Source organism: Amycolatopsis sp. NPDC059657, assembly GCF_042734395.1.
In the GTDB taxonomy this organism is placed as follows: Bacteria; Actinomycetota; Actinomycetes; order Mycobacteriales; family Pseudonocardiaceae; genus Amycolatopsis.
In genome coordinates, this window is the sequence record NZ_JBHWEB010000039.1 from 49,155 (window position 1) to 64,227 (window position 15,073).

The 15,073-nt window shown below is 68.3% G+C and carries 13 protein-coding genes and 1 pseudogene; 6 read left to right on the top strand and 8 right to left on the bottom strand.

The genetic code is table 11. The features are described 5' to 3' along the window. Positions 1-134: 134 nt before the first annotated feature. A complete protein-coding gene (locus ACFV15_RS21880; protein WP_378352374.1) occupies positions 135-587 on the bottom strand; it encodes a MarR family winged helix-turn-helix transcriptional regulator in 453 nt (150 codons plus the stop codon). 75 nt (positions 588-662) lie between these two features. Between ACFV15_RS21880 and ACFV15_RS21885 the strand changes: the two are divergent. Then, positions 663-2,657, top strand: a pseudogene (locus tag ACFV15_RS21885) (MMPL family transporter); the annotation flags it as partial. Here ACFV15_RS21885 and ACFV15_RS21890 read toward each other — a convergent pair. Together ACFV15_RS21890 and ACFV15_RS21895 are read right to left on the bottom strand one after the other, a co-directional pair. Further along, complete coding sequence (locus ACFV15_RS21890; RefSeq protein ID WP_378352376.1) at positions 2,580-3,737, bottom strand: Cmx/CmrA family chloramphenicol efflux MFS transporter; 1,158 nt, start codon at positions 3,735-3,737, stop codon at positions 2,580-2,582. The pseudogene ACFV15_RS21885 and the gene ACFV15_RS21890 sit on opposite strands and share 78 nt — an antisense overlap. A 191-nt stretch (positions 3,738-3,928) precedes the next feature. Continuing rightward, positions 3,929-4,507, bottom strand: coding sequence for an erythromycin esterase family protein (locus ACFV15_RS21895; RefSeq protein ID WP_378352377.1), 579 nt, complete (start codon positions 4,505-4,507; stop codon positions 3,929-3,931). A gap of 76 nt (positions 4,508-4,583) precedes the next feature. Here ACFV15_RS21895 and ACFV15_RS21900 point away from each other — a divergent pair, with 76 nt between their 5' ends. Further along, the gene (locus ACFV15_RS21900; RefSeq protein WP_378352379.1) at positions 4,584-5,273 is read left to right on the top strand and encodes a TioE family transcriptional regulator; all 690 of its coding nucleotides are present in this window, start codon (positions 4,584-4,586) and stop codon (positions 5,271-5,273) included. On the opposite strand, the gene pip is transcribed toward ACFV15_RS21900, so the two are convergent. Both pip and ACFV15_RS21910 read right to left on the bottom strand, forming a co-directional pair. Further along, positions 5,260-6,210, bottom strand: a complete 951-nt coding sequence (gene pip / locus ACFV15_RS21905) for a prolyl aminopeptidase (protein WP_378352380.1) — start codon at positions 6,208-6,210, stop codon at positions 5,260-5,262. The genes ACFV15_RS21900 and pip overlap by 14 nt on opposite strands. Before the next feature lie 40 nt (positions 6,211-6,250). Then, positions 6,251-7,891 (bottom strand): hypothetical protein, encoded by a 1,641-nt coding sequence (locus tag ACFV15_RS21910; RefSeq protein WP_378352382.1) that lies wholly within the window; start codon positions 7,889-7,891, stop codon positions 6,251-6,253. A gap of 273 nt (positions 7,892-8,164) precedes the next feature. Here ACFV15_RS21910 and ACFV15_RS21915 point away from each other — a divergent pair, with 273 nt between their 5' ends. Continuing rightward, positions 8,165-8,857, top strand: coding sequence for a hypothetical protein (locus tag ACFV15_RS21915; RefSeq protein WP_378352384.1), 693 nt, complete (start codon positions 8,165-8,167; stop codon positions 8,855-8,857). Here the strand turns inward: ACFV15_RS21915 and ACFV15_RS21920 are convergent. Next, positions 8,841-9,761 carry a MerR family transcriptional regulator gene (locus tag ACFV15_RS21920; protein WP_378352385.1) on the bottom strand — a complete coding sequence of 307 codons (921 nt, stop codon included), beginning with the start codon at positions 9,759-9,761 and terminating at the stop codon, positions 8,841-8,843. The two genes, ACFV15_RS21915 and ACFV15_RS21920, sit on opposite strands and share 17 nt — an antisense overlap. Before the next feature lie 63 nt (positions 9,762-9,824). On the opposite strand from ACFV15_RS21920, the gene ACFV15_RS21925 reads away from it, so the two are divergent. The 3 genes from ACFV15_RS21925 to ACFV15_RS21935 all read left to right on the top strand — a co-directional run bounded on the left by ACFV15_RS21925 (position 9,825) and on the right by ACFV15_RS21935 (position 12,027). Beyond that, positions 9,825-10,577, top strand: a complete 753-nt coding sequence (locus ACFV15_RS21925) for a maleylpyruvate isomerase family mycothiol-dependent enzyme (RefSeq protein ID WP_378352387.1) — start codon at positions 9,825-9,827, stop codon at positions 10,575-10,577. Positions 10,578-10,781: 204 nt separating this feature from the next. Continuing rightward, a complete protein-coding gene (locus tag ACFV15_RS21930) occupies positions 10,782-11,102 on the top strand; it encodes an Hsp20/alpha crystallin family protein (protein ID WP_378352388.1) in 321 nt (106 codons plus the stop codon). Positions 11,103-11,160: 58 nt separating this feature from the next. Next, on the top strand, positions 11,161-12,027 hold the full coding sequence (locus tag ACFV15_RS21935) for an exodeoxyribonuclease III (RefSeq protein WP_378352390.1): 867 nt from the start codon (positions 11,161-11,163) through the stop codon (positions 12,025-12,027). Positions 12,028-12,113: 86 nt separating this feature from the next. Here the strand turns inward: ACFV15_RS21935 and ACFV15_RS21940 are convergent, their stop codons facing one another. Both ACFV15_RS21940 and ACFV15_RS21945 read right to left on the bottom strand, forming a co-directional pair. Continuing rightward, complete coding sequence (locus tag ACFV15_RS21940) at positions 12,114-13,079, bottom strand: TAXI family TRAP transporter solute-binding subunit (RefSeq protein WP_378352392.1); 966 nt, start codon at positions 13,077-13,079, stop codon at positions 12,114-12,116. After that, positions 13,000-15,051: a TRAP transporter permease gene (locus ACFV15_RS21945; RefSeq protein WP_378352394.1), complete on the bottom strand. Its 2,052-nt coding sequence runs from the start codon at positions 15,049-15,051 to the stop codon at positions 13,000-13,002. Before ACFV15_RS21945 ends, ACFV15_RS21940 begins: the two co-directional genes overlap by 80 nt. Between the last annotated feature and the right edge of the window lie 22 nt (positions 15,052-15,073).

A 15,073-nucleotide genomic window follows, 5' to 3' on the forward strand; every position in this document is an offset into this window, starting at 1 on the left:
CTTGGGGTTCGGGTACCCCCTGAACCCCCGTTTCCCGAGGCCCTCCATGGATGGGTTTTTGGGGGACGAGATCTCCGCACCGACGTCGTGAGCGTTGCGGGCGCTTCAAACCGCCCGCAACGCTCACGAGCCCTTCACGTTAAGTCGGCGCGCACGGACACGGTCGCCTCGATGCTGGCCGCGAGGAAACGGCCGATGATCGCCTTGTCCTCGTCGCTGAAGCCCGCCCATGCCGCCGTGAACGCCCCATCGAGCGGGGTGAAGAACGCGCGGCCGAGTTCGAGTGCCTTGTCGTGGACGCGGAGCTCGACCTTGCGGCGGTCGTGGGCGCTGCGGGTGCGCTGGACGTGGCCGGATGCCTCGAGGCGGTCGAGGACCGAGGTGGTCGCGGACGCGCTCATGTGCATCGCCTCGGCGAGCCTGCCTGGTGACAGGGGTTCGCCGGTCCAGCGGGCGTCCATGATCAGGGCGAGCGCGTTGAGATCCGTGCGGTGCATCCGCTGCTTCTCGCCGAAGAGCTCGGCGAAACGGTCGGTTTCGACCGTCAGCTGCCGGAGCAGCCTGACCAAGGTCGAGTTGTCGACCATGCGCCCTCCCGGTTAGAGTTTCGGCAATCGAACCATTCGACCATCGAAACATATGCCTGTGGAGGTCATTCTCCCGTGGAGACGTCCCGCTCTCGCATCCGCTGGGTGTTGCCGGCCATTGTCGCCGTCGGCTGGCTCGCGCTCGGCGGGTTTTCCGGGCCGTTCGCCGGGAAGCTGAGCCAGGTCGCGGTCAACGACAGCACCGCGTTCCTGCCCGCTTCCGCCGAGGCCACGAAGGTGGCCGAGCGGCTGCGGACGTTCGGGGACGCCAAGGGGCTGCCCGCTGTCGTGGTCGTCGAGCGCACGTCCGGGCTCACCCAAGGTGACCGGGATTGGCTCGGGAGCCGGGAGCTGGCTGGAGCCTCGCCGGTCATCCCGTCGCCGCGGGACGATCAGGCCGCGCAGCGGGTCGTCGCCGTGATGGATCCGGGTAAGGCGGTCGAGGAGATCCGGGCGCGGCTGACTTCGCCGCCCGCTGGGCTGACCGTGCTGGTCACCGGGCCCGCCGCGCAGATCGCGGACTTGAAGGAGGCGTTCGGCGGGATCGACGGGCTGCTGCTCCTGGTCGCGGGCGCGGTCGTGACGTTGATCCTGATCCTCGTCTACCGAAGTCCGCTGTTGCCGCTCTTGGTGCTGCTGTCCAGCGTTTTCGCGCTCGGCCTGGCAAGCCTCGCCGTCTACCTGCTCGCCGACGCCGGCGTGGTCGATCTCAACGGACAGAGCCAGGGCATCCTCTTCATTCTCGTCTTCGGCGCTGCCACCGACTACGCGCTGTTACTCGTCTCGCGATTCCGCGAGGAACTCCGCGACACCGAAGATCGCCATCAGGCCATGCGTACGGCCTGGCGCGCCACCATCGAGCCGATCGCCGCTTCCGCGGGCACGGTGGTGCTCGCTGTGCTGTGCCTGCTGTTCAGCGACCTCAACTCCAACAAGGGACTCGGGCCGGTCGCGGCGATCGGGATCGGCGCGGCGTTCCTGGCCTCGGTCACCTTCCTGCCCGCCGTGCTGGTGTTGCTGGGCCGTTCGTCGTTCTGGCCGCTGCGCCCGAAGTTCGGCTCGCCGCACCCGGCGGCGAGCGGACTGTGGGCACGGGTCGCCAGGCTGGTCGCGAACCGGCCGAGGGCGACTTGGGTGCTCACCACGGTGGTGCTGCTGATCGGCGTCGCGTTCGTGCCGCAGCTCAAGGCTTCGGGTACGGCCCAGTCCGACATCTTCCTCACCGAAGTCGACTCCGTTGCCGGGCAGGAAGTGCTGTCACGCCACTTCCCCGGCGGCAGCGGATCCCCCGCCATCGTGCTGGTCGACGCCGCGCGGGCGCAGGCTGTCACCGTGGCGGCCAAGGTCGACGGCGTCGCCGAAGTCCGACGGGCAGGCGAGTCCGGCGGACTGGTCAGGCTCGACGCGGTGCTCACCGACCCGGCGGACTCCGCTGCCGCGCTGGCCACCGTTCAACGGTTGCGCGACGCCGCGCACGGAGCGGGCGCCGAGGTCGGCGGGCCGACCGCGACGCTGCTCGACACGCGGGACACGTCCGAGCACGACCGGCTGCTGATCATCCCGATCGTGCTGCTGGTGATCTTCCTGGTGCTGGCGCTGCTGCTGCGCGCGCTGCTGGTGCCGCTCTTGCTGATCGGCACCGTGGTGCTGTCGTTCGCGGCCACCATGGGGGTGTCCGCGCTGGTGTTCAACGGGGTGTTCGGCTTCCCCGGCGCCGATCCCGTCGTACCGTTGTTCGGCTTCGTTTTCCTTGTGGCACTGGGGATCGACTACAACATCTTCCTCATGACACGAGTGCGCGAGAAAGCGAAGACGCTGGGCACGCGCGAGGGTGTCCTGCGCGGGTTGACCGTCACCGGCGGCGTCATCACGTCGGCCGGCGTGGTGCTCGCGGCGACCTTCTCCGCGCTGGCGGTGCTACCCATTCTCTTCCTCGCGCAGCTCGCGTTCATCGTCGCGTTCGGCGTGCTGCTGGATACCCTGATCGTGCGGTCACTGCTGGTGCCCGCGCTCAGCGTGGACATCGGCCGCCGCGTTTGGTGGCCGTCGCGGCTCGCGCGCGAGGACCAGGTACCCGAGCACCAGCGCGGCGCTGACCCACAAGGGCGCGCGGAAGCCGGCGCCGAGCGCTAGGCCACCGAGCAGCGGACCGGCCGCGGCGCCGACATTCAGCGCCGCGGTCGCGAAACCGCCTGCCAGCGTCGGCGCGTCCGGCGCCGCGTAGAGCACCCGCGCGATCAGCATCGAACCGACCGCGAACGAGAGCGTCCCCTGCACGAACACGAGCAGGAGCGCGGCGACCGCGTTGCCTGCCGTGAGCGCGAGCAACACCCACCCGGCCAGCAGGGCGATCGGCAGAAGACGCGGAGTCCCGCGATCCGCCAGCCTCCCGCCGAGGTTGACCCCGGCGAACGAGCCGATGCCGAACACCGCCAGCGCGACGGGAACCCACCCGGAGCCGAGGCCGGTGACATCGGTGATCACCGGAGCCAGGTACGTGAACGTGCAGAAGGTCGCGCCGTTGACCAGCGCACCCAGCACGAACAGCTTCGGTGTACGCAACGCGCGCAGTTCGTGACGGACACTCGGCGCGTCCGGATCGGCGGGTGTCGACGGGACAGCGACGAGAATGGCGATGACGGCAGGGGCGGAAATGCCTGCCACGCCCCAAAAAGCTGAGCGCCAGCCCCACATTTCACTGACCAGCGCGCCGAGTGGGACACCCGCGACGCAGGCGAGGGTGACGCCGCTCAGCAGTACCGACGTGGCCCGGCCCTTGGCATGCGGGCTGACCATGGCGGTCGCCGCCGCCAGCCCGACGGCAAGAAAACCGGCGTTGGCGAGCGCGGCGATCACGCGGGTGGCGAGCAGGATTTCGAAGCTGCCCGTACCGGCGCCGACCACGTGCGCCAGCAGAAAGACGATGAGAAACGTGAGCAGTGCGCGGCGGCGAGGCCAGCGCAGGCTGAGCATCGCGACCGCGGGCGCACCGACGATCATCCCGGCGGCGAACGCCGAGGTCAGCGCCCCTGCGGCCGGGATGGTCACGCCGAGGTCGGCGGCGATGTCCGGCACTAGACCGGACAGCATGAATTCGGACGTTCCCTGGGCGAACACGGCCAGCCCGAGAACATAAATGGCGAAAGGCATAGACAGGCTCCACAACTACATCGCGGATCGACGAGAAAGCCTGGTGTCCAGGCGTAAAACCCCGTGATGCGGCGATCCGATGGCGGAGCTGAGTCGGCCACCGGACTACCGGTGGCTAGCTTCTTTCGGCCTCAGGGCTGGACACGATCGCAACGTACCAACGCGAAAGGCACCGTGTCCAACGGGATTCGTCACGACCAGAACCCGCGGGTGAGCAGCAGAGTGGGGCCACGCCGTTCCTCGCGGGTCATGATCTCCTCGAGGTTGGCGGCGATCATCGCATCGGTCTGCTCGCGGAGCAGACCGGCCGCCACGCGCGCACGCCAGCTCGCCCGCCACCACTGCTCGTACGAGGTCGTGGCGATCAGCCGTGCCGACTCGACGGCGGCCAAGGCCAGGAAGTCGTCAGCGATGAGCCGCAGCCTCGCGTCGCCCGCCTGCTCGATTTCGCATACGTCCCAAGGTAAATCGAGGTACGCGTGCACTGCGGCGAGTACCGTGCGCGGGCTCGTGGCAGGCGCGGCGAAGCCGTAGAACCTGAGTTTCTCAGTGTGGCTCTCGTTGTACTCGCGCATCCAGTCGACGAGCTCACGGTTCGCGGACGAGGCACCGAAACCGGGGCTGAAGCCGGTCCGCGTCACCTCGATCAGCCAGCCTTCGCCGTCCTCGACGAAGGTGTTGACCTTCAACCCGGCCAAGCAGTCACTCTCGCAGGCGATCGATCGGTAGCCGTCGTGTTCGACCAGGGATCTGACGAATGAAACCGACATGCCTTTACAGTATCGTTGAACCTGCTGTTGAAACTTGCCTCAGATACACCGGGAATTTCGGTGCTCAACCCTCAACATGGAGGAGAAGGTGCGTCCAGTCGACCTGGCCCGTGAGCATCGACTGTCCACTCAGGCCATCCGAAATTACGAGGACGCGGGCATCCTCCCACCGGCCGAGCGCGCCGAGAGCGGCTATCGGATCTACGACGAGCGGCACGCGCAGGCCCTTCGCGCGTTTCTCGCGCTGATTCCCGGTCACGGGCACGCGAGCGCCACGGCGATCATGCGGGCCGCGCACCATGACGCCGAAACGGCGTTCGCACTGATCGACGAAAGTCATGTGCAGCTCCAAGAAGACAGGCAGACACTGTCCGCTGTGGACAAGGCGCTGCGGAACCTCGTGCCAGATGAGCAGGCGCGTGGCGGCCCGACGTTCATCGGGCCGCTCGCGCGCAGGCTCGGCGTCCGTCCGGCGACGCTCCGCAAGTGGGAGGCGGCCGGGCTGGTGCGGCCGCAGCGGGATCGGCAGACCGGCTACCGCTACTACGACGCGGCCGACGTCCGCGACGCGCGGTTGGTACATCAGTTGCGGCGTGGGGGTTACCTGCTGGAACAGATCGCGCCGGTGCTCGAGCAGGTCCGGGAAGCGGGCGGGGTGGCCCCGCTGGAAGCCACCCTCGCGGATTGGCGGGAGCGGCTCACGTCGCGGGGCCGGGCGATGCTCGCGGGCGCTGCTGAACTCGACAGATATCTCAACGCGCTTTGACGAAATCGTCGAGCGCGCGGCGCGTCCTGGCCCGCATTTCGTCGCTTCCGGTGTGGCCGGAATCTTCGATCACGGCCAGCTCGGCTTCCGGCCAGAGTTTGGCCAGTTCCCAAGCGGTGTGCAGTGGTCCGCTGAGGTCGAGCCTGCCGTGGATCAAGACGGCCGGAATGCCCTTGAGCCGACCGGCTTCGCGCAACAGCGCACCGTCCTCGAGAAAGCAGTCGTTCGCGAAATAGTGCGAGCAAATGCGGACGACGGCCTCGCGTTGCTTCTGCGGCATGCTGCCGAATGGCTTGGGCATGCCGTTCGGCTCGAACGAGAGAACGGTGTCTTCCCAGGCACACCAGTCATCCGCGGCCTTGGCGCGGACTTCGGGGTCGGGATCGGCCATCAGGCGGACGTAACCGTTGAGCACGTCGTCGGCGGCCGAGGCGTCGCGGAATCGTTCCCATTCCTCGGGGAACAGCGCGCCCGCGCCGCGGTAGAGCCAGTCGATCTCGGCAGGGCGCGAGGTGGTGACGCCGCAGATGACCATCTCGGAGACGCGCTCCGGGTGCCGCTCGGCGTACGCGAGGCCCAGCGTCGAGCCCCAGGAACCGCCGAACACGAGCCAGCGATCGATGCCGAAATGCTCGCGCAGGCGTTCCATGTCGGCGAGCAGATGCTCGGTGGTGTTCACGCTCAGGTCGACGGTGTGGTCGCTCGCGTGCGGGGTGCTGCGGCCGGAACCGCGCTGGTCGAAGAGCAGCACGCGGTAGCGGGCCGGGTCGAAGTTCTGCCGCATCCGCTCCGAGCAGCCGGTGCCTGGGCCGCCGTGCACGACGACAGCGGGCTTGCCGTCCGGGTTGCCACAGAGCTCCCAGTAGACGTGGTTCCCGTCGCCGACGTCGAGCATTCCGGAGTCGTACGGATCGATGGGCGGATACAGCTCAGCCACGGCAGTCCCCTTCTCGCCGGAATACAACAGTGCTGTTATATCAGCTCTGCCACTTCCCGACGAAGTTCCCGCAGGTGATCGTCTCGCCGGTGAGCGCGGCCTTGACGTGGGCCGCGATGCCGAAGTAGTCGTAAATGGGCTGGTCAGGGCCGACTTCGGCGGGGATCGGGCCGCCCGCCATGAGCGTCTTCTGGTCGACCGTCTGGAACAGGACCAGGTACGAACCCTGCCGGTTGAGATCATGCGCGGCGGCGATCATGCGCTGCGGCGCGTCGGCGACCATCTCCAGCGGGAGCGGCCAGTCGACCGGGAACGGGTTGCGCAGGTCGAACGCGGCGTACGCGAACGGGTTATCGGCGAGCACGGCCACCTTGGCCGCGGGGAAGCGGCTGATGCAGTCCCGCATCTGCGCGAGGTAGGTGTACATGCCCTCGCTGGTGCGGATGCCGTGCATCGACGGCGCCACGTCGCCGAGGTCGCGCGTCAGTTCCGCGCGCGGGCGGTCCATGTACGTGAGGTCGTCTCGCAGCGAGACGGTGAACAGGCCGCAGGCGAGCGAGACGGCGACGCAGGCGGCCGTGCCCGTGCGCAGCCAGCCTTCGGGCGGGGTGACCAGGTCCGCCAGCAGGAAGAACGTGGTCAGCGCCATGCTGCCGGCGAGCAGCGTCGGCGTGTCCTGGCCCCACGAGAGGCTGATCAGGAAGCCCAGTCCCAGCACGAGCAGCGCGCCCCACGGGATCGCGCGCCGCAGCAGGCCGTGCGCCACCGTGGCGACGGCCAAGATCCACCACAGCGCGTCCGTCCAGCGGTTCGGGCCGACGAAACCGCCGTCGACCACGACCCAGACCACGGCCGTGCTGCCGGTCAGCAGCAGGAGCCACGAGGACCAGGCGGTCCGCGCCATGACCGCGACCGCCGCGATGGCGGCGAAGACGAACAACGGCAACGGCTTGATCGCGGTCGGCATCTCGTTGAGCCAGAACCCGAGCAGGCCTTCGCCGTACGCGGGCGCGGCCGTCGTGAGCTGATCGACCATCGCGCCGAAGCCGCCGCCGAGCGAGACGACCGCGACGTAGGCCAGCGGGAACGCGCCCAGCCAGCAGAAGTCCGCGAACGACCGCTTGCCACGCGGGCGCAACAGCAGCCACAGGCCCGCGATGACCACGACCGGCGCGAAGCTCTGCTTCACCAGCGCGGCCACGCCGAACAGGAACAGCCCGAGCCGCCGCACGCGCACCGAGTCGGAGCGCAGCGCCCACACCCCGCACGCGGTCAGCGCGATGCCGTCGATCGTGTGCCAGGCCATCAGCGGGAACGCGTTGAGGTTCAGCACGGCCGCGGCGGCGACCAGCGCGGTGCGGCCTGGTCCCCAGGTCAGCAGCGGGCGGTTCGTCACGATCACCGCGAGCGCGATGGTGCCCATGATGATCTCGGCCATGCTCAGCACGGCCGACGCGACGAAAAGCGGGCCAGGCAAAGCGAAATCAAGGATATGAATGACCGCGGAACCCAGCGGGCGCGCGGAAATGATGTCCGAATGCGGAATCTCGCCGTTCAGTATCCGGCGGGCCTGCCCCAGTATGAAGCCCTGATCGGCGGGAAAGAAGCCGAATCGGCCGGTGCCGGCGGTCACCGCGAGACTCAGCCCGATGATCCACAGCGCGTGCACTCCGGCACGCACGGCAGTGCGCCTTACCGGCGCGAACTCCTCCGGCGCAGCGCGTAGCTCAGCGAAAGTCACCACAAGCAGAACTCACAAGGTCTAGACAACACGTCGCCCCCAGGCCCGTTTCCCCGCCAGGCTACCCAAGATCGCGGGCGCGTGTCGGACCGCCCGGAAGTGTGAGCGCGGGTGACTTTCCGATTACGGACGAATTTCCCCGTAACAGCGCGGCCGCCGGGCGCGACCAGTTGTGCGTTCGCGTTCGCTGCCGGAGAGAGGAATCCCCAGCTCATGACCGCCATGCCACCACTCGCGCCCATGCCGGTCGCGCAGGCACGTCCCGTCAAATTCGGTGCTCTGGCGTGGACGGCCCTGATTCTGGGTATCGTCGGAATCGTCGGCTCCCCGATCATCATCTTCAACAATCTGACGGCCGTCATCGCCGGTGTCGGATTCATTCTCGGCGTCATCGCGTTTTTCGGGACGAAGAAGACACTCGCCGCGATCGGCGTCGCACTGTGCGTCGCGGCGATCGCGTTCACCGTCATGGCGCAGAACGCGGCGGTGAAGGAACTCGACAAGCTCACCGGGCGGCTCACCGATTCCGGGGCGGCGCAGACGCTCAACGTCGGGGATACGTTCCACGGCAAGGATGTCGACATCACCGTCGCCAACCCGAAGGAATTCACCACCGGCAAGTACGCGATCCAGCCGAACGCCAAGGCGATGAGCTACGACGTGACCGTGGTCAACCATTCGGACAAGCCGTGGACCGCGATGCTGCTGATCGAGGCCACCGCCGGAAACGCGGCGGCGGAACAGGTTTTCGACTCGGCGGCCGGATTCAACGGCACGCCGAGCCAGGATGTGTTACCCGGCAAGGAACTCGCGTTCAAGGTCGGTTTCGTCGACGGCACGGGCGACATCACGCTGCAGCTCGGCACGATCGGCGGCGACAAGGCCTACTTCATCCACAAGCGCTGACGGACTCGCCGAGCGCGTCGATCAGCCAGCAGAGCAGCACGCCGACCGGGACCGCGGCCCCGGTCACCTCCTGGGAGAGCCGCCAGTAGCGGCCCAGCCGGGGATCACGGTCGGCGTCGACACTCAGCAGCAGCTCACGCCGGAATTCCGGGGTATCGCGGCGGCCGCGTGCGGACGCGTGCGCGTCGACGAAGAGGTCGAGCGCCTTCCCGGGTTCCGGCTTCTGCCCGGCCAGAATCAGCGGGTAGGCGGCGCCGCCCGCTTCGGCGAGCCCGTCCCACAGGCCTTCCTCGTCACGCACCTGTTCGACGTTGACGCGTGATCGGGCGATCAGGCGTTCGCTGAGCGAGCGGTCGGCGACCAGGGTCGCCATTTCGGCGTACGCGACGACCTGGCCAGGTGTCGGCGCGGCGGGCGGTTCCGGCGCGTTGGAGACGATGAACTTCTCCGCCAGCGACTCCCGGACCGGTGCCAGGATGAGGCCACGCCAGAACGCGACGATGGCGCCGTGCGCGGCCCGGCCGTTGACGACCCTGGCGAGCAGATCCACCCGCGCGGCCCGCTCGGCGGGATTCGCCTGCTCGATCGCGCTCAGCGACGCACGCCGCCAAGCCAGCGCCTCGAACTCGACGTCGAGCGCCGCCCGCGTGGCGGCGATCGCCTCGTCCATGGACCGCTCGCCGAGCAGCACAGCCGTGATCGCCGTCAAGTCGAGCCCCAGCCTGCGCAGCCGCCTGACCAGGCTCAACTGCTCGACGGCCGTCGGATCGAACCGGCGATGCCCGCCGGCGCTGCGTCGCGATTCGAGGATGCCCTCGTCGCAGTAGAAGCGGATCGTGCGCACGGAGACCCCGGTCAGCTCGGCCAGCTCACCGATGCCAAGCGTGTCCTGCGTCACAGTCACTAGAACCTCCACCCGACTGGAGTTCCTACGGTACGGCCAACATCGGGTGAAAGGGGAACCTCAATGCTGGGCCTCGACTTCGACCTGCTGGCCAGGCGCCTGCGCGAGCAAACGGCAGGGCTGGCCGCGAACATCGACGGGCTCGACCCGGCCATGCGAGTGCCCACGTGCCCGAAGTGGCAGGTCCGCGACCTGGTCGTGCACGTCGGCCACGCCCACCGCTGGGCGGCCGAGATCATCCGCACCGACTGCCGCGTTCCACTGCCCGACCCGAGCGAAGCGACCCCCGGGCCGCCCGGAAATTGGCCCGAATGGCTGCGCATCGGGGCAACCCTGCTCATCGACGCGGTACAGGCGGTCGGCCCGCAGACCAAGGTCTGGATCGTCGCGGCCGAGGGCCCCGCGATCTTCTGGCTGCGGCGGCTGCTGAACGACACGACCGTGCACCACGCGGACTCGGCGTTGACCGCGGGCGTCGACTACCAGCTCGACCCCGACCACGCGGCCGACGTCATCACCGAAGGCCTGCAGCTGATCTCCTACCCCGGCGCCGAAAAGCTCAAGCCGGAGGTGGCCGAATTGCGCGGGACTGGCCAGACCTTGTTGTGGCGGCCCGACGAGCCCGGCCTGGACGGCTGGCGCGTCACCCGCACGCCGGGCGGCGTGCGCTGGGAACCGTCATCCGAGGACGCCGATGTCACCGTTTCCGGGCCGGTGCTGGATCTTCTGCTGATGTTCACCGGGCGGGTGCCGGTCGCCGGGGTGACGGGCGATCGCGCGCTGCTCGGCCATTGGGTCACCCACACGGCCTTCTGACACACGGAAAACTGGTGACCTTGGTCCCCGTTTTTCGGGTAATCCGGCCGCATCGCGGGGCCGGGAGGTCGCGGTTTCATTGGGGTGCAATGCAAACCGCGACGAAAGAGAGCTGGCATGACCTCGCTGTTTCCCAGTCCGCGGACGGCATTTCCCACCCTGACCTCGTGGCTGGAGCACACGTGGCCGTTCAGTGATCCCAACATGGTACGAATCGAGGAGTCCACAGAGGACGGAAAGTACGTGGTACGCGCGGAGCTGCCGGGCTTCGACGCTGAAAAGCAGATCACGGTGACCTCGCACGGCGGCGTGCTGACCATCAACGCACAGCGGGAGGCGCGTGCGGTCTCGAGCGGGCGCAGTGAGTTCCACTACGGCTCGTTCACGCGGAACGTCTCGCTGCCGCCGGGTGCCGACGCTTCGCAGATCAGCGCCAGGTATGTCAAAGGCATCCTCGAGCTGTCGATGCCGTATACCGAGTCGCTGAAGGACAAGCAGATCGAAATCAAGGTCGAGCAGGATTGACCTTGCCCGGGTGGGTGCGAGCCTCCCTCGCACCCACCCGCCGGGCTACCGTGGGCTGATGCGTGTAGCGACCTGGAACGTGAACTCGGTCAAGCAGCGGGTGCCCCGGCTCCTGCCGTGGCTGGACGAACGGCAGCCGGACGTCGTCTGCCTGCAAGAGACCAAACTCGTCGACGACGCCTTCCTCGCGCTGCTCGGCGCCGAGCTGGCCCAGCGCGGGTACGAGGTCGCGCTGAGCGGCGAGGTGCAGTGGAACGGGGTCGCGATCCTGTCCAAGGTGGGCCTCGAAGACGTCGTGACCGGCATCGGCGGCGCACCCGGGTTCCCCCATCAGGAGGCCCGCGCGGTGGCCGCGACCTGCGGCGGGATTCGCGTGCACTCGCTGTACGTGCCGAACGGGCGCGAGCCGGATTCCGAGCACTACCAGTACAAGCTCGCCTGGCTCGCCAAGCTGAACGAGGTCGTCGCCGCAGGCCCGGCCGACGCGCTCGTCTGCGGCGACATGAACATCGCGCCCGCCGACGCGGACGTCTTCGACCCCGCGGCTTATGTCGGCCAGACGCACGTAACCGAGCCTGAACGCGCGGCGCTGACGTCGCTGTTGTCGCTCGGGCTGCACGATGTCGTGCGCGATCGGTGGCCTGACAAGCGGATCTTCAGCTACTGGGATTACCGGGCGGGCATGTTCCACCAGGACCTGGGCATGCGGATCGACCTGGTGCTCGCTTCGACGCCGGTCGCCGGGCGGGTCAAGGCCGCCTGGATCGACCGGCAGGCGCGCAAGGGCACCGGGCCCAGTGACCACGCCCCGGTCATGGTCGACCTCGACGAAGCCCCGGACGGCGACATCGGGCCGGTCGTGCCACCGCCTTCGGCCAAGCCGAGCAAGCGCCCCCGGAAGCTTCCGCAGGCCAAGGACTCGTGAGCGTTCGAATAGGCACAGCGGCGCGCAGCGCCTCCGTTGAGGGTGGTGGTGGGCGACGGGCGGGCGGTTCTAACCGCCCGCAACGCTCACGACCCCAGAGCCTGGTTGGCGCCGGCGTGCAGGGGAACCGGGTCCGTCTGGCGGGCGGTCATCTTGTCGATCTGCTTGGCGGCCGGATGGACCTTCTCCAGGTCAGCGCGCTTGTCGAAGATCAGCTTGGTGATCGCGCAAGCGTTTGCGGCAGGGAAGTCCTCGCGGACCAGGAGCATGTTCGGCACCACGAACGTCGGGACATCCGCGCCGAGACCATACGACGCGGCCGGGATCAGGCCGGGGCCGTAGCCGGGGTTGACCTTCTTCAGCGGCTCGACCAAAGCACTCAGGTCGAGCAGCTTGACCTTGCCCTTCATCGACGTCGTGATGTCCGTGATCTGCGCGGTCGGCAGGCCACCGACCCAGACGAGCGCGTCGAGCGTCCCCGACTTCATGCCGTCGGACGTCTTCGCCAGGTCGAGACGCTGGGCTTGCACGTCCGTCTCCGGGTTCAAGCCTGCAGCCTGGAGCAGGCGATTCGCGACGACCTCGGTGCCGGACTTCGGCGAGCCCGTTGAGACGCGCTTGCCGCGCAAGTCGGCGACCGTGTTGATGCCCGCGTCGGAACGCACGAGCACGTGCGTCGAGTTGGGGTAGATGCGGGCGAGTGCCTGGATCTTCTGGGGTTTGCCCTCGAACGGGCCGGTTCCGTTGACCGCGTCGGTCGCCGTGTCGCCCTGGGAGAACGCGATGTCGTAGTCCTTGTTGACCAGTTGCTGGATGTTCTGCACCGAGGCGCCGGTCTCCGCCGCCGTGGCCTTCAGCTTGGTGTTGCCGCTGATCAGCTGGGCGAGGCCGCCGCCGAGCACGTAGTAGACGCCGCCGCTGTTGCCGGTGGCGATGGTGATGCGCCCGTCGGCCGCCTCGCAGCCGGCGCCGTCACCCGCCTGCGTCACCTGTTTCCCGCCGCAGCCCGCCACCGCCAGCATCGCGATCACCAGTAACGCCCTCGCTCGCATCCGCTTCTCCTTCAGTCATCCGGAAAAAGACCTGCAGAGCCACTCCCAGCAGGCAGAAACCAAGCCCCACGAACACCGGGACCGGCTCCAGGTAGAGCAGGCACAACGCGGCGGGCACGAACACCACCCGCACGGGCAGGCGCACCGGCCCGAAGAACCAGCCGCCGGTGACCACGCCGAGCGCGCCGACCGCGAGCGCCGACACGGCCGTCACCCACAGCACCGTCACCGGTTTCGCCTGCAACAGCAGCGCGGCGCCGTTGTCCGTCAGCACGAATGCGATCGGCACCAGGAACGCGGGCAGCGTGTACTTCCAGCACTGCCACATCGTCTTGAGGACCGAGCCGCCGGTGATCGCGGCGCTCGCCACCGCGGCCAGCGCGGTCGGCGGCGTGACCTCGGACAGCACCGCGTAGTAGAAGATGAACATCGCCCGCTCGGGCCCGTCTACGCCGACGCCGGCCAGCGCCGGGCCGATCACCACCCAGGCGATGATGAACGACGCCGTCACCGGCACCGCCAGTCCGAGCACGCCGACCGCGATCGCGGACAGCACCACGGTGAGCACCAGCACCACGGTCGCGTTGTCGGCGACCGCGCGGGCGAGTTCGACCAGCGCGTTGGCCAGCTCCTGGCCGAGCCCGGTCTTGGTGATCGTCGAGGTGATCACGCCCGCCGCGGCGCACACCGCGATCACCGGCAGCGCGCCTCGCACGCCCGCCGACAACGCGTCGAGCATGTCCATGACCCAGCTCTTGAAACCTTCGCCGGATGTCAGCCGCGCGATCAGTGTGAACACCGCCGCCACGCCCGTCGCGTAGACCACGGCGGCGAACGGCGGGATGTCCAGCGCCAGGAACACCACGATGATCCCGAGCGAGAGGAAGTGATAACCGCCGCGCAGCAACAGTTTCCGCGCGTTCTCGGCAGGCAGGTCGACGGCCTTCGCGCCGAACCGCCTCGCGTCGGCCTCGACCGCGAACACGATCCCGAGGTAGTACAGCAGCGTCGGGATGGTCGCCCAGATCAGCACGGTCAGGTACGAGGTCTGCAAATACTCGGCGATGATGAACGCGGCGGCGCCGAGCGTCGGCGGCGAAAGGATCGCGCCGATACCGGACGCGGCCAGCAGGCCGCCCGCGTTCTCCTTGGGGTAGCCCGCTTTACGAAGGATCGGCCAGGTGATCGCACCCAGGCTGACCGCGGTCGCGGTGCCGGAGCCAGAGACCGTGCCGAGCAGGAACCCGGACAGCACGGTCGTCCGTCCCGGCGCGGTCCGCGAGCGTTTGAAGGCGGCGAACGAGATGTCGACGAAGAACTTCCCGGCGCCCGACGCGTTCAGCACCGCGCCGTAGATGGTGAACAGCACGATGTAGCTCGCCGCGACATCGAGTGGCGTCCCGAAGAACCCGGTCGCGTCGTTGTACAGCGCGTTGATGATCTGGCTGAAGTCGACGCCCGCGTGCGCGATTCCCCAGTTCTGGGGCAGGAATCCGCCGTAGTAGGCGTAGGCGAGGAAGCCTGCGCAGACGATCGGCAGCACGATGCCCGTGGTCCGCCTGGTCGCCTCCAACACGAGTAACAGCAGCAGCGCGCCCGCAACTATGTCCATTGTGGACAAAGTGCCCTGACGGTTGAGGAACGCGTCGTACCCGCCGAGCACCGGATAGAGCCCGACGAACAGCGCGGCGGCCGCGAGCGCCCAGTCGAGATAGCCGGGATTGTCACCCGATTTGCGCAACAGCGGCCGGTAGCAGACGAACACCAGCGGCAGCGTGCAGCCGAGGAAGATCACCAGGTAGAACTGATTTCCCTTGCTGAACGGGAAGAACACCTGCTTGAGCACCAGCAGCGCGACCACGAGCGCGACCAGCCAGACGAGCCGGTCGGTCCGCCCGGTCAGCCGCCTGGCGGGTCGTTCCTCGTCATGTTCGGCGACGATCTCCGCGGCGCGAACCTCGCTGAGCGACATCCGGCCACGTTAGTGTGTCCGC